Below are 21,830 nucleotides of genomic sequence, written 5' to 3'. Positions count from 1 at the left end.
TTGATAAATTTCGCCAGATTCAAGCATGTTCAGATACCAGTCGTAGAATTTTGAGACTTGTTCCTTGGGTTCGGGGGCGTTCAGGGATAAAAGTAAGATCAGGAGTTTCATTCTGCGTTCCGTATAGTGGCATCTAACGCCGGGTAACAACACCTGTGTGGTTGTTACTCGCCTTGTATATTAATCCAAATCTAATGGATTTTGAATCCTGGACAAACCATTAACGGCTATGTGGGTGTATACTTCTGTCGTGCGCGTGGAGCTGTGACCAAGCAAGGCCTGAATATACCTCAGATCAGTACCAGCTTCCAATAGATGGGTGGCAAACGAATGCCTGAGCATATGCGGAGTGACGCGCTGGCTGATTTTGGCCCTTTTGGCCGCCCTAGCTATGATTTTCACCACACTGGTCGCACTGTACTGTCCTCCATCAGGGCCTTCAAATAGGTAGGTCACCGGCTTCCAGATTCGGTAATATTGCCTGAGATCCTCCAGCAGTCGCTTGCTGAGCAGTGACACCCGGTCTTTCTTACCTTTTCCCTGGCTCACCCTGATCGTCATCCGCTCACTGTCTATGTCGCTGATTTTGAGATTGAGCAGCTCAGCTCTGCGTAAGCCACTGGAGTAGAGCAAAGCGATGATGCATCGGTGCTTGATGTTGGGACACAGGGCAATCATTCGGAGGACACTTTCTTTGCTGATTACCTTCGGGAGAGACTCTTTTTTGAATGGCCGTTCCACACGGTAAAAGCGGTTCGGCATCTCCAGTACCACCTCATAGTAAAATTTGATGGCATTGATCGATTGGTTGATATAAGAATCCGATTTTCCCTCCAGGACAAGGGATTGGAGGTAGTTGATGATTTCCTGCTCACCCAACTCCAGCAGATTTTCTACAGTTCGGTAGTGGTTAATAAACCTCTCAAACATGCCGATGTAAACACGGGCGGTGTTCAAGCTATATTTTCTGATCTCCAGCTTTTGGTAAAATGCCTCCGGACACTGCCGAAAACCAGCTTTGATTGGCCTTTTGCGATACTCATCCACACTCAGCAGGCTGTTCCCGGCAAAAACAGGCCGGTTGGTGAAAAAGTGCTGAACGTTGATCCAGGCCACACCTTTAAATTTCTCAAAGATGTCTTGAAGGTTTTTTGGCGTGTTTTTAATCAGAATAAGCCCGTATTGCTCACTCCAGCGTGGATGATCAAGTGTTTTGATCAGCGCGTCAAGCACCTTGTCAGGGTAAAACTTAATCCCGATCATTCGCTGCGAATCAATCAAAATATGCTTAAGCGTGATGTGTCTTTCTCTGGATGTAGGCTTCATGGCCTTAAACCACGCTAAAAGACAAAACTTAAGTTGGTTTATAAGCGAATAGTTACGTTAATAAACGTATATTAATACGGATAAATTTTTAGAGATGGACCATCAAAAATGTCAGACCTGTGATAAGCCATTGGCAGGCCGCATCGATAAACGCTTCTGCGACAGTCAGTGCCGGGCCAATTTTCACAATAGACACAAGCGCAAGACAGAGCGGGTCATAGCCGCAGTGAACAGGCAGATCAGAAAAAACCGAAGCATCCTTTTTAAATTATGTCCCGACGGGAAGGCCACCGTACGAAAAGAGCGACTGGTGGATCTGGGCTTTTCCTTTCAGTATTTTTCATCGGTCTACCAGGAGGGTTCACTCACCTATTACTTCTCTTATGAGTATGGCTTTGCGCCAATCCTCCAGCAATCACGCACAGAAAAAGTACCGGTCCAAAAGGTGCTGATCATCCAGTATCAGGAACACATGAAAGGGAAATTTGATCCCTGGAAAATGACTTAAATAGTAGCAAAGTGTCACAGGAGAATTTGAACCCCAGACAAAGAGTCAACGACTAGCAAGCGCAGACTTCTCCAACTGTGGCAATCACTTTTTTTGCAAAAAGCACTACTCCACTGTCACACTCTTGGCCAGGTTTCTGGGTTGGTCCACGTTGCTGCCGCGCATCACAGCGATGTGATAGGACAAAAGCTGAAGCGGGATCACAGACACCAGCGGCATCAGGGCTTCGTGCGTGGCGGGCACTTCTATGGTGAAGTCCGCCATCTTGGGGATCAGCACATCCCCTTCTGTCACTATGGCAATTACCTTTCCCTTCCTTGATTTCACCTCCTGAATATTGGACACGATTTTGTCATAAGAGCTGTCTCTGGTGGCAATGAATACCACCGGCATGTTCTCATCAATTAGGGCAATAGGGCCGTGCTTCATTTCGGCTGCAGGATAACCTTCCGCATGGATGTAGGAGATTTCCTTGAGCTTCAGGGCGCCTTCCAGTGCCACAGGGAAATTGTACCCCCGGCCCAGATACAGGAAGTTGTGCACGTCTTTGAAAAGTGCAGAGATCTCTTTGATTTTGTCATCGCTTTTCAGCGCTTTTGACACCTTTTTGGGGATGCTTTCCAGTTCCACCAGGAGCTCGCGAAACTTCACGTCCGAGATGGTGCCCTTCTGCTGTGCCACACTCAGCGCGATCATGGTTAAGACCGTGAGCTGTGCGGTGAAAGCCTTGGTAGAGGCCACACCTATTTCCGGTCCGGCATGCAGGTAGGCCCCTTCGTGGGTAGCTCTGGAAATAGAGGACCCCACAGTATTTACGACCCCAAATACAATGGCCCCTTTTGACTTGGCCAGCTCAATGGCCGCCAGGGTATCAGCCGTTTCGCCCGACTGGGAAATGGCGATCACTATGTCACCTTCTCTGATTACGGGATTTCGATACCGAAACTCTGAAGCGTATTCCACCTCTATCGGGATGCGGCAAATGTCCTCAAAAAGATACTCGGCTACCAGCCCGGCATGCCATGAAGTACCACAGGCGATGATGACTATGCGCTGCGCATTCGTCAGCGCACTGCTGTAGTTTCTGATGCCTCCAAGCATCAACCTGCCCTCCGCGGCGTTGATTCTGCCACGCATACAGTCAGCGATGGATCTGGGTTGCTCAAAGATTTCTTTGAGCATGAAGTGCTCATATCCACCTTTCTCTATGGCCTCCAGCTTGAGGTCCAGGGTGTGGATGTAGGGCTTCTGTGGGATGTCTTTGGTGTTGACAATCTCAAAACCCTCTCTGGTAATAATGGCAATTTCTTCATCATTGAGGTAAACCACCTCGTTGGTAAATTCTATAATGGGCGTGGCATCCGAGGCCACATAGTATTCACCTTTGCCCAGGCCGATCACCAATGGGCTGCCTTTTCGGGCAGCAATGAGCTTACCCGGATCGTCCTGAGACATAATCACGATGGCATAGGCACCTACCACTTTGGTCAGGGCCACACGTACAGCCTCTTCCAGGCTTACACCCAGTGTTTTTTGAATATCCTCGATGAAGGTGATAAATACCTCCGTATCAGTGTCACTCTCAAAAGTATACCCCTCTTCCTGAAGTTCTGTTTTCAGGGCACCATAATTCTCAATGATCCCATTGTGTATGATGGCTAACCGGCGGTTGCTGGAGAAGTGGGGATGCGCATTCCGGTCGCTGGGTTCACCATGAGTGGCCCATCTGGTGTGTCCTATGCCCACGGTACTGTCAAAGGTGTGCCCGTTGGTCAGGTTTTCCAGCTGCTGTACCTTGCCCTGTTTCTTATAGATCGTGAGGTTTCCATCCTCCAGCAATGCCACTCCGGCACTGTCATACCCCCTGTATTCTAATCTCTTCAGTCCATTGATCAGTATGGGGAAAGCCGGTTTGTTTCCAAGGTAAGCAACGATTCCGCACATGGATAATCTAGTCTTTTAGTGTGGTGTAGAAAATGGTCAGTTTCATGCCCGATTTATTGAATGAGGTCTGACCCAGGCTGATGGTTTCAGGGCTGGTGATGACCAGGTGCTCAGTTAAGAACTTGTCGCTCAGGACATAGTCATCGGCCAGTATCTGAGTGAACAGGGTCACGTTGGCGGCATATTGGGAGTCATCCTTATTGTATGCCATCGTCAGGATGTTTGTGGAGTTGGATGAGGTATAGTCAGCTTCCGTCAGGATGGCATTGTTAAAGCCATCGCCCCGGCTCACACCCGAGCCATTGATCTTGCCATTGCTTTTGATGAAGTAGTTTCTGATGAAAGGCACAGTCTCTATATAGGAGAATTCATCATGCGGAACCACCTCCATGGAAATGGTGGCTCTGTTGATGATAAAGTTCTCATGACTCTTCACAAAATCCGTGTAGGGACTCAGGTCAAGTTTGGTATAGAGGCCACTCACCATGTCCAGATGCGTTCTGCCGGTGATGACGTTGCTCTCTTCATATTCAGCCACAATATCACTGAACTTACCCGAGCTCCGGTCTCTGTCTATCTGCGAATAGTGTGCGTCTGAGAAGTCAAAGGAAAACTGATAGATCTTACCTGAGGCACTTTTCATGTTCACATAAATCCTCGTAGTATCGTCTCTCAGGTCAAATGCAAACAGGCCTTTGTTACCTGCCCCAGGGATCAGCGCCAAAGGAGGGTAGTGATACATCCCCAAAAGCAGCGAATCCTGATTGACACCTCCCAGGGTGGCTTTTTCAAGACGCTTATATAAAAACTGTCCAAAAGCGTCAGAGAGCGGAATCTGAATAATAGAATCCGTCAGGGGGTTAAAGTCAAACGTGTAATCTGCAATGGCGTTAGGTTTGTGATCCAGTTTACGGTCGGCCAGGTACACCGGCTGGTTGTAGAGGGTGTCATTCACCTCATGAATGATGACCTGCTCCCCTGCAAGTCCACGCTGTGCCCGCTGTCCGGCCACTTTTAAGGAGAGCACGGTGGAGCTATACTCCAAAGAATCTCCACCTGGCAGAACACCCCCAAAGATGTTGTATTGGTTGTAAGAAACCACTGTGGCCTTGCCGGCAATAGAGTCTTCAAACTGCCCAAAAATACTGTGGGTAAACTGATCGGTGCGAAGACTGTCTATGTAAATGGTAGAGGCAGGCAGGACAAATTCCATTTTTTGAGTGACAATAGGGTTGTCCTCAGATTCTAACTCCAATCCCAGCCTACTGGGGTCATCACAGGCAAAAAAAAACGGGACCAGCGCAATGGCCAGTCCCGATGTAATCCCGTATGTTAGTTTATCCAACAAGTTCATTGTATAAGTTAAAGTAAGAATCTTCGAAATTTTCATCCTTCTCAATGGTATCAATTCTTTTGTCCGCCAGTTCGTTCATCAACTTCTTGAAACTTTCAGTAGTTTCCTGATTCGCTATGTTCACAGCATCTGCATACTCCACACCCATTTTCACAAAACCTTCATAATCGGCAGTTTTGAGTGGTCCGAGCATACTGTCATCTATGTCGATCATCTTCACCTTCTCCAGAAGATCAGCCCCAAATTTATGGCTGAAATTGTTATCATATATGGTAAAGACAGTTTTTGATTCTTTAAAAATCGGATCGTTTTTGTAGGTCGTTTTTACGTACAGTGGGATCAAACTTGTCATCCAGTCGTTACAGTGGATAATGTCCGGTGACCAGCCCAGTTTTTTCACCGTCTCTAAAACGCCTTTACAGAAAAATATTGCGCGCTCATCATTGTCTTCATAGAAATTATCTTCTTTATCGAAGAAGACTGACTTTCTGTGAAAGTAATCTTCATTATCAATGAAGTAAACCTGTAACTTGGCATTTGGAATGGAGGCTACCTTGATGATCAAAGGCTTTTCTTCGTCCCCAACAGAGATGTTGATGCCGGAGAGCCTTACCACTTCATGAAGCCTGTTTTTCCGCTCATTGATTAATCCGAATCTTGGAACTAAAATCCTGATCTCCATACCCCTTTCCTGCATAGCCTGCGGAAGTCTTCTGACAAAATCAGCAACTTCTGTAGTTTTCAGGAAAGGATTAATTTCACTTGCCACATAAAGGATTCTTAAATTCGACATACGATGTGCTATTTTATTGAGGATTATCTAAAATGACCTCAAAATTACCATAAATTTGCCATATTATCAACGTTTTCAATAAGTTAGGCAACATTAATTCTTGGTTTGATGGAGGTCATTAAGCACCCCAATGACATTTTTAGATACACGGAAGATTTAAAATCCAACGGTAAAAAAATTGGTTTGGTTCCCACGATGGGAGCCCTCCATCAGGGGCATTTTTCACTGGTCAGGCAGGCCAGAGCCGCCAATGATTTATTGGTAGTCAGCATATTTGTGAACCCCCTTCAATTTAACAATACTCAGGACCTCACCAATTATCCAAGAACCCTGGAGGACGACCTGGGGCAGTTGGAAAAGCTGGGGGTTGACCTGGTTTACACACCGGATGTGGAGCACATGTATCCCACTTCCCCGGAGGTGCAGGTGGATTTTGGCAGAATGGCCAATGTCATGGAAGGAGCTTTTCGCCCGGGGCATTTTTCGGGCGTAGGGGTGGTCGTGTCCAAGCTCTTCCATCATACCAATGCGCACCGTGCCTACTTTGGGCTGAAGGACTTGCAGCAGTATTTACTGATCAGGAGAATGGTGGCAGACCTGTCTTTTCCGGTGGAGGTCATTGGACTTCCCATCGTTCGGGAGCCATCGGGTCTGGCCATGTCTTCCCGAAATAAACGTCTGACATCCGGGGGGCTGGAAATAGCCAGTAAGCTCCACCAGGGGCTGGCGATGGGAAAGGCCCTTTGGGAGGAAGGAAAATCCCCAAATGAAACTAAAACGGCCATAATTGATTTCTATAAGGGACAAACGGGATTGGAAGCCGAATATGTGGAGTTGGTAGATCCTGATGACCTTTCGGTGATCACTGAAAACCATTCTCAGCCGGTGGCGTTATGTGTTGCTGGCTACGTAGAGGGCATAAGATTAATTGATAACCTATATTTGCGGCAAGATTGAAGCTGAGATGACAATAGAAGTATTAAAATCCAAGATACACAGGGTGAAAATCACCCAGGCTGAGCTCCATTATGTAGGCTCTATCACCATAGATGAGGACCTGATGGATGCCGCCGATCTGGTGGAAAACGAGAAAGTCCAAATCGTCAACATCAACAATGGAGAGCGCCTGGAGACTTATGTAATCAAAGGAGAACGCGGTAGCGGGCAGATTTGTCTGAATGGCCCGGCGGCCCGCAAAGCTCAGGTGGGAGACATTGTCATCATCATTTCTTATTGCTCTGTAGAAAAGGAAAAAGCCAAAGCACACACACCAGTCATCATTTTCCCTGACGAAAAAAACAGACTCACTAGCTGAAAAGCGCTTTGATGATTAAAAAAGCCACTTCCGTCTTAAAATATACATTTTCATTGGGGTTGGCGCTGGCACTGCTTTACCTGGCGTTCAGAAATGTGGATTTCTCCGAGTTCATCGAGAAATCCAGGCAGGTCAATTACACCTGGGTCATCGTCTCTATTCTACTCTCTCTGGTGGCTTATTATGCCAGGGCCTACAGGTGGAATATTCTCCTTAAGCCACTGGGGTACCCAAATCTGAACGTTCACAAAACAAATCTGGCCGTGCTGGTGGGGTACCTTGCCAATCTGGCTTTTCCGAGGCTGGGTGAAGTGACCCGCTGCGGAATGATGAAGCGGAGCGATGATGTACCCGTGTCCACCTCTTTGGGAACAGTCATTACCGAGCGGATCATTGACCTGTTCACCCTCATTGCTTTGATTTTGCTGGCACTGGTGCTGGAGTACGATCGGCTGATCGAGTTTCTTACGAACATTTTTTCGGGGCTCCAGGATGTAGAAGGACTGATGTGGAAGGCGGGGATGCTGATAGTGATCGGCGGTGCCGCGGTGTTGATACTGGGCTATGTCCTGTATGTAAAAAATGACAAGATTCGTTCATTCATCAAGGACCTGATCCGGGGCATCCTTTCTCTGAAAGATGTAAAAAACCGATGGGGTTTTGTACTATCTACTATCGTGCTTTGGGTCACGTATTACTTCATGTCCTACATCATCGTGTTTTCCATTCCGGAAACTGCCCACCTCTCCTGGGTGGCCGGGATCATGCTTTTGGTGACTGGAGGCATCGCCCTGGCAGTGCCGGTGCAGGGTGGTATAGGCACCTATCATGCCTTCATCAGTGCCATGCTGGTGCTGTATTCTGTGGAAAAGACTACGGGTGTTTTTCTGGCTACCCTACTGCATACCTCGCAGATCGTAGCGATCGCTATCTTTGGGGGTATAGCCCTCCTGGCATCGGTTTTTATCAAAAAGAACAATGAACCCGACCGCACAGAAGATCGTCCGCAGAAGTGAGCTCCCTGTCATGGTGGCGCAGTGGCGACGTGATGGGCAGCAGATAGTCTTTACCAACGGGTGTTTTGACCTGCTGCACCTGGGGCATATCGATGGTCTGGAGAAAGCCCGCCGCTTAGGTGACCGGCTGATTGTAGGCCTGAATTCGGATGCCTCCGTGCAAAGACTCAAGGGAGAAGACCGGCCATTGAATAATGAAAATATTCGGTCCAGAATGTTGGCGGCATTGGAATTTGTAGATGTGGTGGTGATCTTTGACGAAGATACTCCAGCGTCTCTGATTGCGGAGGTCCTGCCGGACGTTCTGGTGAAGGGCAGTGACTATCAGACAGGCAACATCGCAGGGTCAGATATCGTATTGAGAACAGGAGGTAGAGTGGAGCTGATCGAATTAACGAAAGGCTTTTCTACCACGAGCATAATTGAACAAATAAAGCGTTTAAACGAATAGAAGAAGATGTTATTTATTATCATTATCGGATTTATGATTGCCAGCCTGGTGGTAAGTACCCGGCTGAAGAATAAGTTTAAGAAATATTCCAAAATCCCACTGTCCACAGGCCTCACAGGTCGCGAAATTGCCGAGCTGATGCTGGCTGATCATGGGATCCACGATGTGAAGGTGATGTCTGTACAGGGACAGCTCACGGATCATTATAACCCGGCGAATAAAACCGTGAACCTCAGCCCGGATGTTTACAATGGCAGATCCGCAGCGGCAGCAGCCGTGGCTTCTCACGAGTGCGGACACGCCGTACAGCACGCCACAGCTTATAGCTTCCTGGAGTTTAGGTCGGCGATGGTACCCATTCAAAATATCAGTGGGCAGATCATCAATGTGGTCTTCATGATGATGTTCTTTGGTGCCTTCCTTTTGCCATCCATCATTCCATTCAATCTGGCCATTCTGGTGATCATAGCCTGTTACGGGGTGTTCACCCTTTTTGCCTTCATCACCCTGCCAGTGGAATTTGATGCCAGCAAACGAGCGCTGGCCTGGATTCAGGATCGGAACATCGTGAACACTGGCGAGCACAAAATGGCGAAAGATGCGCTGGACACCGCTGCAAAAACCTACGTGATCGCGGCACTTTCTGCACTGGCCACTTTGCTCTACTGGGTAATGATCTACTTAGGTGGCAGTAGGGATTAACTGAAAACAGAATAAAATTTGCAAAAAAGCCTCATTTCCAGAGGCTTTTTTTGATTCCAAATGTTATGCATGCATAACAAAATTCCTTATTTTTGCTTCACCTAAAAACAACTTTAACCTCTAAGACTTAAAACAACATACCATGAATTTTAACCTAACTGAAGAGCAGCAGGCAGTTCGGGCAGCGGCCAGAGATTTTGCAGAGAAGGAACTTTTGCCAGGAGTAATAGAACGGGACAATGCGCAGGAATTTCCGGCTGAGCAGATCAAGATGATGGGGGAGCTGGGATTTATGGGAATGATGGTGGACCCGAAATATGGCGGTGGCGGCATGGATACGGTATCCTACGTGCTGGCCATGGAGGAAATCTCGAAGGTAGATGCTTCTGCATCCGTGGTGATGTCGGTGAATAACAGCCTGGTGTGTTGGGGGCTGGAGCATTTTGGATCTGAAGAGCAAAAGCAAAAGTATCTGCCCAAATTGGCTACAGGAGAGCAGATCGGAGCGTTTTGTCTGTCGGAGCCGGAGGCCGGATCAGATGCCACCTCACAGCGTACAACTGCCGAAGATAAGGGTGACCACTACCTGTTGAATGGAACAAAAAACTGGATTACCAATGGCAACTCGGCTTCTGTGTACCTGGTCATGGCCCAAACGCACCCCGAAAAACGACATAAAGGAATCAACTGCCTGATTGTGGAGCGGGATTGGGAAGGATTCGTAGTAGGCAAGAAGGAAGATAAGCTGGGCATCCGGGGCTCTGATACGCACTCTCTCATGTTTACGGATGTGAAGGTGCCTAAGGAGAATAGGATCGGTGAAGACGGCTTTGGCTTTACTCTGGCCATGAAATCACTCAATGGAGGTCGGATTGGGATAGCTTCTCAGGCCCTGGGCATAGCAGCGGGCTCTCTGGAGCGATCCATAGCCTATGCAAAGGAGCGTAAGGCGTTTGGGAAGGAAATCGCCCAGCATCAGGCCATCCAGTTTAAAATAGCCGATATGGCCACCAAAGTAGAGGCGGCGCGTCTGCTCTGTCTGAAGGCTGCCATGCTGAAGGACAGAAAAGAAGATTATTCACAGGCCAGTGCCATGGCCAAGCTGTATGCCTCCCAGGTAGCCATGGAGAATGCCGTGGAAGCGGTGCAAATACATGGTGGATATGGCTTTGTGAAGGAGTATCATGTGGAGCGTTTCATGCGGGATGCCAAAATCACACAGATATATGAAGGCACCTCAGAAATTCAAAAAATTGTCATTTCCAGAAACGTATTGAAATAATATAATTTGATTCCCGGTGGTTCCTCACCGGGAATTTGGCTTATTCCAATTTTTAATATTAGATTTATACAATTATTTGAGATAATAATCGTCTATTATCCGCATTTAATTATATTATAAAGATTGGTGGAAGACTACAATAAGATTATAGAATCACTGGGGGTTCGCTTTATTAAAGCTAAGAATATTAATATTTTGAAGCCAGTGACCATTGAGAACAACTATGACATAGAGAACTCATTGGTATTGGTAAACACTGGTCACCTCAGGTTCGGGAAGGAAAAAGAGGTTTGTGGAGAGGGCGAAGTGTTTTTTGTGCCGGGTGGCCGGCAGGTGACCGTATCTTATGGCATCAACAACCCGATTAGCCTTTCAAAGGACGATTTTCTGAACAATAAGGAGCTTTATTTCCAAAGCTATATAGAAAAAGCCCAGGCGCCTGATAGTTATAGCTATGTGTCGTTTGAGGCCAAAGCATTCGATTCGGTGAACTTCTTTGCCTCGCTGGATATACCCCCTTTCAAAATTGTGGACTCTGGAAAGATCAGGTCGCTCATCAAAGGGATCAACGCGGAGGTAACTTCCAGTTCTCCGGGCAAGGGCCGGATCGTGAAGGTGATGACTGAACAGTTGGTGGTGGAGCTGATCCGATACATCCTGAAGCAGGGGCTCTTTGTGGAGCAGTTTGCCACCAATAGCACGTACTTCAAAGACCCCAGGCTCATCGATATTTTCACCTTCATCAAAGAAAACCTTGGCGAGGACCTTTCTAATAAGGTACTGGCCAATGTGGCCAATGTTTCTGAGGATTATGTGGGTCAGTACTTCAAAATGCTAACAGGCATCAACCCACAGGACTACATAGAGTACCAGCGCATGGAAGAGGCCGTCAACCTGCTCCGCACTTCCAAAATGAGCATCCGGGAGATCGGCAAGGAAGTGGGTTATAAGGACACTGCGTATTTTTGCCGCCGCTTCAAAATGATGTTTGGCATACCGGCGGGCAAGATGAGAAGAAGAGAATCGTTGATTAACGTGTAGTCTTTTTCTTTCCCACACTCTCTGTTCCCATTTTTTTGGAAAGGATCAGGGCCAGCTGAGTGCCCACAAACTGAATGGCAGCCAATGTGGCCTTTTCGAGCAGAAGTTTTTTCACACTAAAGCCTTCCTTCACCTTGATTTGCTGAGCTTTTTCGGCCGTTTTTTTGGGCGGCTGAGCCGGAGGCTTCTCTTCTTTGGTCAGGGCCTTAAACAAGGTGTAGCCGGCAAGGACCACTCCGCCAGAGATCAGTGAGATGATCACCACCTTTTTCACCTGGGACTCAAAATTTTCAGAAGCTTCTTCCAATTCATCCTTTACCCGTGATTCCCGGGCTTCCAGTGATGATTTCTTCTTCATCCAGATTCCGGATCTTTTATTCTTCATTTTGCTCGGCGATGGTTTCACTTAGGTTAACAAACAGGGCTTCCAGCCATTTTTGGATATTATTGGACCTGAGCAGGAAGAAGATGATCAATAGCATGATGAAGTAAAAGCCAGCTACGATGAGGTAGCCCAGGTGCGGACTGTCCAGTATCATATTGAGGTAGGCACTGAGGGCCATGGAAAGAAAAATCAGCAGGAATAATCCGATGATGGCGATGGTGAGAAAGGCCACAAAATGCGCCAGTAGCTTGGCCACCTGAGCGATGATTTCCAACTTGAGCTTTTCTCCCTTGAGCCGGATGTACTCAGACAACTTATCCACCAGCTTATTGATTACAGACATGTCTTAGGTGCTTTTGTATGCGTTTGACAATATATATAATATCGCTCTACCCCTAAATGTTTAAAGAACTATTTATTTGAGGTGAGCTCTATGGAGGGCTGCTTGTGTTCGTAGGAAGCCATATTTCCGCTTTTGCTAAAATAAATGAGCGTGAACGGAAGCAGGAAGAAAACGACCAGAATGTACGCGAACGCGGTGACTTTATATTTGAGCGAAATGGCTCCCAGTTTGTCTGACAGGTAGAGCGGAATCCGTCCGAAGAACGGGATGGTCAGAAAAATCAATACCCCGATGCTGTTGAACAGAAAATGGGCGATCGCCAGGCTAATGGCCGCTTCACTTTTGAACAGCGCCGCCAGCAATGCCGTAATGGTGGTGCCCAGGTTGGCTCCCATGATGAACTGAAAGGCTCGCTTGAGTTTTACCTTGCCTGTGGCGGCTAGTGGCACAATGAGCGAAGTGGTAAGTGAGCTGCTCTGAATGACGGAGGTGAGCAGAAATCCCCACCCAAACGATTTGAATGTATTCTGAAAGGCAATAGACTCAAACCTACTCTGAGCATTGCCAATAAGCTTATCGTAAAGGATGTTTGAAATTTTCTTCACGATGTAAAACAGTAAAACCACCGATGCAATCAAAAGCACAAACGGACCAAACCAATTGATAAGCTGGTTTCCTCCAATATCAAGCCAGTGGTAAATGGATAACTGATTCGGTAAGGTATCCACCGCCTTGGGAGTGTGTACCACGGTAGCGATGCTTGTGCTGAGTCTGCTCAAAAGCCCATAACGGAGCTCTAAAGGGAAGAGTAGAATACAAGTGAGCACATTAAAGATGTCATGTACCGTACCTGCTGAGACGGCCTTTCTAAACTCGCCAGTCTTGGTCATATAGCTCATGGACACGATGGTGCTCGTAAGGGTGGTCCCTATGTTTGCCCCCATTACCACCGGTATGGCATTTTCCAGAGACACAGAGCCCGCTGCCACTGCCGCCACTGCCATGGAGGTGGTGGTGGAGCTGCTTTGCAGGATAGCCGTACCCAGCAGGCCTATAAACAGACCAATGGCAGGGTTGGCAAAGGCCATATCGAAGATCTGCGAAAATCCGTTTCCGATCGACTGGAAGCTAAGCCCCAGCAGGTGAATGGAAACAAAAAATCCGAAAACGGCCAGAAGTATACTGGCGATCCCTTTAATGGATTGGGAGGTCTTCATGTCCTGAGGACGATATGGTGTGTTTTTAGTAAGATTGTAGAACTTAGTTAACAACTTCTTCCTGTCGTTTTAAACTTCGTTCAGACTCTCCCGTAATGGCCTCAGATACATTGATTACATGGTCACCTACTTTCTCCATCGACTGGAAGAGGTCCTTGTAGAGCGCACCTACCTGGATGTCATACTTTTTACTTTCCATTTGATGGATATGCTCTTTTCTGAGCTTATTTCTGAAATCATCAATGGCCTGTTCCAGCTCAAGGGCCTTATCAAGAGTGACGTGTGAGTAGTTGCTGTTGAGGTTAGTGACCATATTATGGATCGCGTCATCTACCAGGGTAAACATTTCAAACAGATTAGCTTTTTGCTTTTTGGTAAAACCAACCTTGTCATTCTGCTTGTTTTCAAAATCTTTGGACATCTGGAAGAATACATCTCCGATCCTTTCCATGTCATTGATGATGCTCAGCAGACTCACTACTCTGGTGGAGGTGGCAGAACTCAGGCTTCCGTCAGACACCCGAGAGAGGTATTTTGAAATCTCTTCTTCCAACTGGTCAGTGATTTCTTCAAATTTTCTCATCTTTTTGATGAGCTTTTTCTGTTTCTTCTCTTTAGGCTCAGAGAGTAAATCCTTAGCGGTATTAGACATTTTCACAATGACCTTACCGAAAGCGACAGTCTCCTTTTGTGCTTCTTCCAGAGAAAGCTCTGCCGTATTGAGCAGTCCCGTACCGATGTATTCCAGCCTGAATTCATCTGCATCCTCTCCTTTTGGCTTAACCACACGGGTACAGATGGCCGCAATGCTTTTGACAAATCCCAATAGGAAAATGGTGTTTAAAACGTTGAAACAGGTATGGAAAAGTGAGAGAGCGATAGGTACGGATTCCGGGTTAGTTTCAGGAGAAAGACCTGTCTGGAATACCATATAGCTGGAAATCAGGCTTAAAAATGGACCCATTACCAGAATGATCCAGGTAACACCAAAGACGTTAAATATAAAGTGTGCGAATGCCGCGCGCTTGGCATGCACATTTCCTACAATGGCAGCAAGGTTGGCGGTAATTGTGGTCCCGATGTTTTCACCTAACACCATGGCCGCTGCAAGCTCCAAAGGAATCCATCCATTGTTGGCCATTACCAGGGTGAGGGCCATGGCGGCACTGGAGGACTGAACGATGACGGTAAGAAGTGTGCCAATTCCTACAAATAGAATGACAGAAAGAAACCCGAGATCAGAATACTGGCTGAGAAAAGCCAGGATTTCGGGGTTTGATTTCAAATCAGGAACGGCATCTTTGAGATAGGCGAGGCCCAGGAAAAGTAGCGAAAAGCCAATGAAAACCTCTCCCCAGGATTTGATACGGTCTTTGCTGAAAAATAACATTGGAAAGGCCAACCCTATAATCACGAGAGCATAAGCCGAGATCTTCACCTTAAAACCAACAATGGAAATCAACCAGGCAGTAACCGTGGTTCCTATATTGGCACCCATGATCACCCCGATAGACTCTACCAGGGATAGCAAACCCGCATTCACAAAGCTGACTACCAGCACCGTGGTGGCTGAGGAAGACTGAACCAGTCCGGTTATGAGAAAACCAGTGAGTACGCCTTTGAAACGATTGGACGTCATTGAGTTCAAAATCTGACGCATTTTGGAGCCAGCCACTCGCTGGATGGCCTCACTCATGATCTTCATGCCGTAGATGAAAAAGGCAAGGGAACCTAAGAGGTTCAGTCCATCCATTAATCCAAATTCCATAATTGTTCTGTTTGGGGTAAAAAACAGTGCAAAAATACAACTCTTATGTTAAGCAAATATTAACTTATCGGGATGTTCTTGGTAAGTTTGGCTTAACAATTTTTTAATAGTATCGATAATTTTTGACCTTATTTATAAAGTGGAGAGTAGTATTCGAGGGTGTTTTACAATTGTACTTTTTTCTGTTTGCTTGTTTTATTCGGGGTATGGCCTGGCTCAGATCCCCATTGATGCCAGTTGGGGTAAGGGTATCAGGGTAGAGGCTAAAGACTCTTCCTTTTCGTTAAAGCTTGGGTTAAGGTTTCAGACGCTCTATGAAGGAGAAAAGTATCTGGAAAGTGGCAAGTGGAATGAACAGCTGCTGATACGCCGGTACAGGTTGAAGTTTGATGGCTATGCCTTCCGGCCCAATATCAAATACAAAATGGAGTTGGGGATTTCCAACCGTGATTCTCGCTCAGGGAGTATGGAAGAGATCGGACACACTGCGAATATTATCCTCGATGCAGTGGTGAAGTGGGAGTTTACGCCGGGTGTTGAACTATGGGTGGGCCAAACCAAGCTTCCCGGAAACAGGGAACGTGTCGTGTCTTCTCAGAATATGCAGTTTGTGGATAGGAGCCTGGTCAATTCCAGATTTAATCTTGACCGGGACATTGGCTTGCAATTGCGGGCTGTCCAGGGTTCCGGAGTGGTATTCAGAGAGTCGCTTGCCATCTCCCTTGGGGAGGGCAGGGGTGTAGTGGTGGACAATCCCGACAATGGTCGCCAGTATACCACGCGCCTGGAGGTTTTACCCATGGGGTTATTTAAGTCAAAAGGTGATTACATGGGAGCGGATACCGAAAGACAACCGAGTCCGAAATTGGCGGTTGGAGTGACTTATGACTACAATCAACATACACCAAGATCACGGGGCAATCTTGGTTCTTTTTTGACGGATTCAGATGATAATTTTATCTATTCTGACCTGTCTACCTGGCTTGTAGATGCGGTATTCAAATATCAGGGCTTGTCATGGAATGCAGAATATGCTCACCGCTCTGCATCGGATGAGGTAGCCGGGTTCGGTTACGGAAAGGGCTTTGTGACTGCTTTAGGGTATGTGTTCAAGTCAAACTATGAGATTGCCGGGAGATACACCACAGTTGAGCCATTGGGTGTCAATTCTTCCATCAGCGAGGCTCAGGAATATACCTTAGGCTTTTCTAAATACATCGTGGGACATTCCCTGAAGGTACAAAGTGACATTTCCTACATGGATACTACCGATGATTATCTACGCTTCAGGGTTCAGATGGAATTAGCACTGTAACCTCCCTGACTCAGGCATTGAGCTCAGCAATGGTCAGCCAGGCAAACAGCCCCATTCCTATTTTGAGGGAGGACTCATCAATGTCAAAAGTGGGGGTGTGCACTCCCGAGGTAATCCCTTTGGCTTCATTGCGGGTACCCAACCGGTAAAAGCAGGCATCTACGTGATGGGAATAAAAAGCAAAGTCTTCTCCAGCCAGCCAAAGGTCAATTTCTTCCACATTCTCCTCGCCTAAATAGGCTTTGGCGGCTTCCATATTTGACTGAGTGTATTCGGGGTGATTCTTAAGATGAGGGTAGCCTTTCATCACCTCAAAGTCACATTTTGCGCCCATGGCTTCTGCAATGCCTTCAGCCATTTTTTTCATGCGCACATGTGCGTCAGCTCTCCATTCTTCATCGTAAGTACGGAAAGTACCCTGCACTTTTACTTCGTTTGGGATCACATTCGTTGCGCCCAGTGCTTCCACTCGCCCGAAGGAGAGTACACTCGGTGTTTTTGGACTGCAGTTTCTGCTAATGATCTGCTGGAGTGCCACGATGATGTGGCTGGTGATGAGGACCGGATCTACGGTATTTTCCGGCATGGCGGCATGTCCGCCTTTTCCGGTCACCGTGAAGTAGATTTCATCCGCACTGGCCATGTACATGCCTTTTCTGAAACCCACTTTGCCGGCAGGAATGAGCGGCATTACATGCTGCCCCAGAATCCTGTCAGGCTTTGGGTTTTCGAGAATCCCTTCTTTGATCAGCACTGAGGCCCCACCGGGTAGTTTTTCTTCTCCCGGCTGAAAAATCACCTTGACGGTACCACTGTAGTGGTCTTTGAGTTCCTTCAGGATTCGCACAGCGCCGAGTAAGGAGGAAGTGTGTACATCATGTCCGCAGGCATGCATGACGCCTTCATGCTTTGATTTGTACGGCACTTCATTGGCCTCAATGATGGGCAGAGCATCTATATCCGCTCTCATGGCCACTACTTTTCCATTGTCTTCACGGCCTTTGAGCATGAAGGTGATGCCGGTTTCAGCTTTGCGCTCAAAATCGGTAATGCCCATTTTTCTTAATTCCGCTTCTATAAAGTCGGCAGTCTCAAACTCCTGAAAGGACAGCTCCGGATGGCTGTGAAGGTGATGCCTGATGGCCTGAATGTCTGAAAAGTACGCTTCGGAAAGGGATTTGATTTTGGCAATGGTCTCAGTCATAGTCTACACGGATTCTTTCTGGGATGAGCAAGGCAAGGGGAAATTCAACTTTCAGTCTTTCAAATACTTCATGAGCCTCCAGTCTGTTGATGTACTGACCGGCCTTCACCTTGTAACTGGGCTGGTAGTACTGTATTTGCGGATCCAGTTGCGGATCGATGGACATGGCTCTGTTCATGGCCTCTGTGGCTGCCTCCCGGTCATTCCCGGTATATATCTGGATGGTGTATCCATCTACATAGCGCTGTGCCCGATTGTTGCTGATGATGAGCTGATTCACGCTGTCCAGCTCCGTTTTCAAATGTCCGCTGGGCAGGGTGGTGCTGGCCATAGGCGCTTCCGCTTCGGGTTCTTCGGCTATTTCCTCAACGAACGAAGGCCGCAGAAAGGCCAGATCTTCCTTATAAACCTCCTCTGACGATGTGGGGACAGTGGATGTTTTACACCCGATAAGGCCTATGAGCAACAGACCGATTACGACTCGATGAGTATGCATTTGTTGTTTTTTAAATCCTCTTCTACTGTTTTGTATTTCACATCCTTTTTCACTGATCCATCCCCGTATTGTACTGTGACCCGGTCATTTCTTCCCGCGATTTTCACGGATTTGGCCGGCTCCACTTTCTCAGCAGGTGGTCGGTTGGCCTGCCCTCTGTTGAGCAGCGAACCACTTTCTTCTTTGGACTCCTTGTAGTTGCGGGCAGCTCGCTGATCCCTGGCTTCCTGCACCTGGTTCGGATCCTGAATCGGAATCTGCGCTTTCATCAGGAAGGACGTACATTCCTCATTTACTTTGCCCAGGAAAGATTTGAAAAGCTCAAAGCCTTCAAACTTGTAAATGATTAAAGGATCTTTCTGCTCGTAGACGGCATTCTGCACCGACTGCTTCAGGTCGTCCATTTCCCTCAGGTGTTCCTTCCAGGTCTGATCTATGATGGCCAGCGTAATCATTTTCTCCATGGCACGGATCATTTCCACTCCCTCAGTTTCCACGGATTTTTCCAGATGGGCAGTGACACCTATCTGCTTTTTCCCATCGGTGAAAGGCACCAAAATGTTCTGTACGGTGGCTCCTTTTTCCTTGTGAATCTGCTTGAGAAGTGGGAAAGCTCTGGAAGCCGTAAACGCATTTTTGTTTTTATAGTGCGCTTTGGCCGCATCGTACAGCTTGTCCGTAAGCTCGTTCTCCATGGATTTGGAGAGCTCCTCCTGGGTAATGTGGAAATCCAGCCCCAATACACTAATGGCATTGAGCTTCAATCCATCCAGGTTGTTGTCGGCTTTGGCATTGAGGGCAATGTCCTCGCAAGTGTCAAAGAGCATGTTGTTGATGTCCAGCTCCAATCGCTCACCGTAGAGGGCATTTTTTCTACGCTTGTAGATAACCTCCCGCTGAGAGTTCATCACATCATCATACTCCAGCAACCTCTTACGGGTGGCGAAGTTGTTTTCTTCCACCTTTTTTTGCGCCCGCTCAATGGATTTGGTAATCATACTGTGCTGAATTACCTCGCCCTCCTGCAGGCCTAACCGGTCCATGATTTTGGCTACTCTATCGCTCATAAACAAGCGCATGAGGTTGTCTTCCAGACTGACGTAGAACTGTGAGGATCCCGGATCCCCCTGTCTGCCAGCCCTACCACGCAACTGCCTGTCTACCCGGCGAGACTCGTGCCTTTCTGTACCGATAATGGCCAATCCTCCTGCGGCTTTGGCCTCCGGAGTAAGTTTAATGTCTGTACCTCTACCGGCCATGTTGGTGGCGATGGTCACTGTGCCGGGTTTGCCTGCCTCTGCCACAATGTCTGCCTCACGGGCGTGTTGCTTGGCGTTCAGTACCTGGTGATCAATGTTTTTGATCTTAAGCATCCGGCTGAGTACTTCGGAGATTTCCACGGAGGTGGTACCTACCAGAATTGGTCGTCCCATTCCTCTGAGCTCCACAATCTCATCTACTACGGCGTTGAATTTCTCACGGATCGACTTATAAACCTTGTCATTCCTGTCATCCCTGACGATCGGCCTGTTGGTAGGGATCACAATCACATCCAGTTTGTAGATGTCCCAAAGCTCACCTGCTTCTGTTTCTGCTGTTCCGGTCATCCCGGCCAGCTTGTGGTACATCCTGAAGTAATTTTGCAGGGTAATGGTGGCGTAGGTCTGGGTAGCGTCTTCCACTTTCACATTTTCCTTGGCCTCTATGGCCATGTGAAGCCCGTCAGAATACCGTCGACCATCCATTACACGGCCGGTCTGCTCATCCACGATCTTCACTTTGCCATCTACCACGATGTATTCGGTGTCCTTTTCGTACAGGCAGTAAGCCCGCAGGAGCTGGTTGATACTATGAATGCGCTGCGCTTTGATGCTGTAGTCCTGGATGACCACCTCTTTACGTTTCAATTTTTCACTTTCATCCAGCACGGTATCATTTTCCAGCTTGGCTACTTCATCCCCAATGTCCGGTAGAATAAAGAAATTAGGGTCTTCACCTGATCCTGTGATCAGATCGATCCCATTTTCTGTGAGGTCTATGCTGTTGTGCTTCTCATCAATGGTGAAATAAAGCGGCTCATCGGCCTCAGGCATCATTTTCTGATTGTCCTGAAGGTAAAAGTTTTCTGTTTTCTGAAGGATGGCCCTGATTCCGGTTTCACTCAGGAACTTAATCAATGGCTTGTACTTGGGCAACCCTCTGTAAGCCCTGAAAAGTGGCAATCCGCCTTCTGATTCTTTACCCTCTTTGATGAGTTTTTTGGCCTGATTGAAATACTCAGAGACCAGTTTCTTCTGAGCTTCTACCAGCTTGTTGATCCTTGGCTTCAGTTCATAAAACTCGTGCTCATCTCCTTTGGGGATAGGGCCGGAAATGATCAGAGGTGTTCTGGCTTCATCAATCAAGACAGAATCCACCTCATCCACCATCGCGAAATGATGTTTACCCTGAACCAGCTCCTCGGGGCTGCGGGCCATGTTGTCGCGGAGGTAGTCAAAGCCAAATTCGTTATTCGTACCGTAGATGATATCTGCCTGGTAAGCCTGTCTCCTTTCGGGGGAGTTGGGCTGATGTCTGTCGATACAGTCGATTTTCAGTCCGTGAAACTGGAAAAGCGGGGCATTCCACTCCGCATCCCGTTTGGCCAGGTAGTCATTGACCGTCACCACATGTACACCACGTCCTGCCAGGGCGTTGAGGTAGGCCGGTAGGGTGGCTACAAGGGTCTTTCCCTCACCGGTGGCCATTTCAGCTACCTTGCCCTGATGCAATACAATCCCACCGATCAGCTGCACATTGTAGTGAATCATGTTCCACTCCACATCAGTGCCGGCCGCTTTCCATTTATTGACCCAGGTGGCTTTGTCACCCTCTATTTTGATATGCTCCTTCTTAGCGGCCAGCTCTTTGTCCATCATGGTGGCGGTTACCACCAGCTGCTTGTTTTCGGTCAGCCTGCGAGCAGTCTCCTTCACCACAGCAAAAGCCTGTGGGAGGATTTCCAAAAGGATGTCTTCTAATTCTTCATCTCTTTTGGATTCCAGGTTGTCGATGCGCTCAAATATTTGTTCCTTTTCCAGGATGTCCATCTGAGTGTCGGACTCTACCTGGTCGTGCAGTGACTTCAGTTCGTCATCCACGTGCTTTAATTTCTCCGCAATGATCGCCTTCAGTTCGGCCGTCCGGCCTCTGAGGGCGTCATCTGAAATATCTTTGAGTTGCTCGAATTCCTTGTTGATCTTCTCAACATATGGAGTCACGGCCTTTACGTCCTTATCTGCTTTGGTTCCAAAAACCTTCGTTAATCCCTTAGTGACTAAATCTAACATGTATGTATATTCTTAATATTGGGTCTAAAGTTAAGCGGAAT

General features: G+C 47.5%; 20 protein-coding genes. 9 read left to right on the top strand and 11 right to left on the bottom strand.

All coding sequences use genetic code 11. The annotated features are described in order from the left end of the window. Positions 1-180 precede the first annotated feature (180 nt). Entirely contained in the window at positions 181-1,326 is a 1,146-nt protein-coding gene (gene xerA, locus RIH33_RS15385; protein ID WP_406652529.1) for a site-specific tyrosine recombinase/integron integrase, read from the bottom strand. A 94-nt stretch (positions 1,327-1,420) separates the two neighbouring features. Between xerA and RIH33_RS15380 the strand changes: the two genes are divergently transcribed. After that, positions 1,421-1,834 (top strand): hypothetical protein, encoded by a 414-nt coding sequence (locus RIH33_RS15380; protein WP_406652528.1) that lies wholly within the window; start codon positions 1,421-1,423, stop codon positions 1,832-1,834. Between the two features lie 105 nt (positions 1,835-1,939). Here RIH33_RS15380 and glmS read toward each other — a convergent pair whose 3' ends face one another. From glmS to RIH33_RS15365, 3 genes are read right to left on the bottom strand one after another with little or no spacing between them, the layout of a single operon-like run. Further along, complete coding sequence (glmS, locus tag RIH33_RS15375) at positions 1,940-3,778, bottom strand: glutamine--fructose-6-phosphate transaminase (isomerizing) (RefSeq protein WP_406652527.1); 1,839 nt, start codon at positions 3,776-3,778, stop codon at positions 1,940-1,942. 7 nt (positions 3,779-3,785) lie between these two features. Continuing rightward, entirely contained in the window at positions 3,786-5,123 is a 1,338-nt protein-coding gene (locus RIH33_RS15370) for a hypothetical protein (protein WP_406658471.1), read from the bottom strand. Beyond that, positions 5,116-5,925 carry a glycogen/starch synthase gene (locus RIH33_RS15365; RefSeq protein ID WP_406652524.1) on the bottom strand — a complete coding sequence of 270 codons (810 nt, stop codon included), beginning with the start codon at positions 5,923-5,925 and terminating at the stop codon, positions 5,116-5,118. Before RIH33_RS15365 ends, RIH33_RS15370 begins: the two co-directional genes overlap by 8 nt. Positions 5,926-6,033: 108 nt before the next feature. On the opposite strand from RIH33_RS15365, the gene panC reads away from it, so the two are divergent. The 7 genes from panC to RIH33_RS15330 all read left to right on the top strand — a co-directional run bounded on the left by panC (position 6,034) and on the right by RIH33_RS15330 (position 11,732). After that, positions 6,034-6,882 (top strand): pantoate--beta-alanine ligase, encoded by an 849-nt coding sequence (panC, locus tag RIH33_RS15360; protein WP_406652522.1) that lies wholly within the window; start codon positions 6,034-6,036, stop codon positions 6,880-6,882. Positions 6,883-6,889: 7 nt separating this feature from the next. Further along, positions 6,890-7,240, top strand: a complete 351-nt coding sequence (panD, locus tag RIH33_RS15355; RefSeq protein WP_406652520.1) for an aspartate 1-decarboxylase — start codon at positions 6,890-6,892, stop codon at positions 7,238-7,240. Between the two features lie 11 nt (positions 7,241-7,251). Continuing rightward, positions 7,252-8,256, top strand: a complete 1,005-nt coding sequence (locus RIH33_RS15350) for a lysylphosphatidylglycerol synthase transmembrane domain-containing protein (RefSeq protein ID WP_406652518.1) — start codon at positions 7,252-7,254, stop codon at positions 8,254-8,256. Further along, on the top strand, positions 8,219-8,707 hold the full coding sequence (gene rfaE2, locus RIH33_RS15345; RefSeq protein WP_406652517.1) for a D-glycero-beta-D-manno-heptose 1-phosphate adenylyltransferase: 489 nt from the start codon (positions 8,219-8,221) through the stop codon (positions 8,705-8,707). Before RIH33_RS15350 ends, rfaE2 begins: the two co-directional genes overlap by 38 nt. A 6-nt stretch (positions 8,708-8,713) precedes the next feature. Beyond that, a complete protein-coding gene (locus RIH33_RS15340) occupies positions 8,714-9,409 on the top strand; it encodes a zinc metallopeptidase (RefSeq protein ID WP_406652516.1) in 696 nt (231 codons plus the stop codon). A 142-nt stretch (positions 9,410-9,551) separates the two neighbouring features. Beyond that, a complete protein-coding gene (locus RIH33_RS15335) occupies positions 9,552-10,691 on the top strand; it encodes an acyl-CoA dehydrogenase (protein ID WP_406652515.1) in 1,140 nt (379 codons plus the stop codon). A gap of 126 nt (positions 10,692-10,817) precedes the next feature. Then, positions 10,818-11,732, top strand: a complete 915-nt coding sequence (locus RIH33_RS15330; RefSeq protein ID WP_406652514.1) for a helix-turn-helix domain-containing protein — start codon at positions 10,818-10,820, stop codon at positions 11,730-11,732. On the opposite strand, the gene RIH33_RS15325 is transcribed toward RIH33_RS15330, so the two are convergent. The 4 genes from RIH33_RS15325 to RIH33_RS15310 all read right to left on the bottom strand — a co-directional run bounded on the left by RIH33_RS15325 (position 11,722) and on the right by RIH33_RS15310 (position 15,445). Next, positions 11,722-12,117, bottom strand: a complete 396-nt coding sequence (locus RIH33_RS15325; protein ID WP_406652513.1) for a hypothetical protein — start codon at positions 12,115-12,117, stop codon at positions 11,722-11,724. The genes RIH33_RS15330 and RIH33_RS15325 overlap by 11 nt on opposite strands. Next, positions 12,107-12,460, bottom strand: coding sequence for a phage holin family protein (locus RIH33_RS15320; protein ID WP_406652512.1), 354 nt, complete (start codon positions 12,458-12,460; stop codon positions 12,107-12,109). Before RIH33_RS15320 ends, RIH33_RS15325 begins: the two co-directional genes overlap by 11 nt. Before the next feature lie 68 nt (positions 12,461-12,528). Next, positions 12,529-13,677, bottom strand: a complete 1,149-nt coding sequence (locus tag RIH33_RS15315; protein WP_406652511.1) for a Na/Pi symporter — start codon at positions 13,675-13,677, stop codon at positions 12,529-12,531. A gap of 43 nt (positions 13,678-13,720) precedes the next feature. Next, a complete protein-coding gene (locus RIH33_RS15310) occupies positions 13,721-15,445 on the bottom strand; it encodes a Na/Pi cotransporter family protein (protein WP_406652510.1) in 1,725 nt (574 codons plus the stop codon). A 190-nt stretch (positions 15,446-15,635) separates the two neighbouring features. On the opposite strand from RIH33_RS15310, the gene RIH33_RS15305 reads away from it, so the two are divergent. Then, complete coding sequence (locus tag RIH33_RS15305) at positions 15,636-16,760, top strand: porin (protein ID WP_406652508.1); 1,125 nt, start codon at positions 15,636-15,638, stop codon at positions 16,758-16,760. Positions 16,761-16,770: 10 nt separating this feature from the next. On the opposite strand, the gene RIH33_RS15300 is transcribed toward RIH33_RS15305, so the two are convergent. Genes RIH33_RS15300 through secA form a run of 3 tightly spaced genes read right to left on the bottom strand, consistent with a single transcriptional unit; the run spans position 16,771 to position 21,789 of the window. Continuing rightward, entirely contained in the window at positions 16,771-17,964 is a 1,194-nt protein-coding gene (locus RIH33_RS15300; protein WP_406652506.1) for a M20 family metallopeptidase, read from the bottom strand. After that, on the bottom strand, positions 17,957-18,460 hold the full coding sequence (locus RIH33_RS15295; protein ID WP_406652504.1) for an SPOR domain-containing protein: 504 nt from the start codon (positions 18,458-18,460) through the stop codon (positions 17,957-17,959). Before RIH33_RS15295 ends, RIH33_RS15300 begins: the two co-directional genes overlap by 8 nt. Next, positions 18,439-21,789 carry a preprotein translocase subunit SecA gene (gene secA, locus RIH33_RS15290; RefSeq protein WP_406652502.1) on the bottom strand — a complete coding sequence of 1,117 codons (3,351 nt, stop codon included), beginning with the start codon at positions 21,787-21,789 and terminating at the stop codon, positions 18,439-18,441. Before secA ends, RIH33_RS15295 begins: the two co-directional genes overlap by 22 nt. Positions 21,790-21,830: the final 41 nt, after the last annotated feature.

Origin of the sequence: Marinoscillum sp. (assembly GCF_040222955.1) — a bacterium.
Classification (GTDB): Bacteria; Bacteroidota; Bacteroidia; order Cytophagales; family Cyclobacteriaceae; genus Marinoscillum.
The sequence above is the reverse complement of the archived record's forward strand: the minus strand, read 5'-3'. Positions and strand labels throughout refer to the sequence as shown.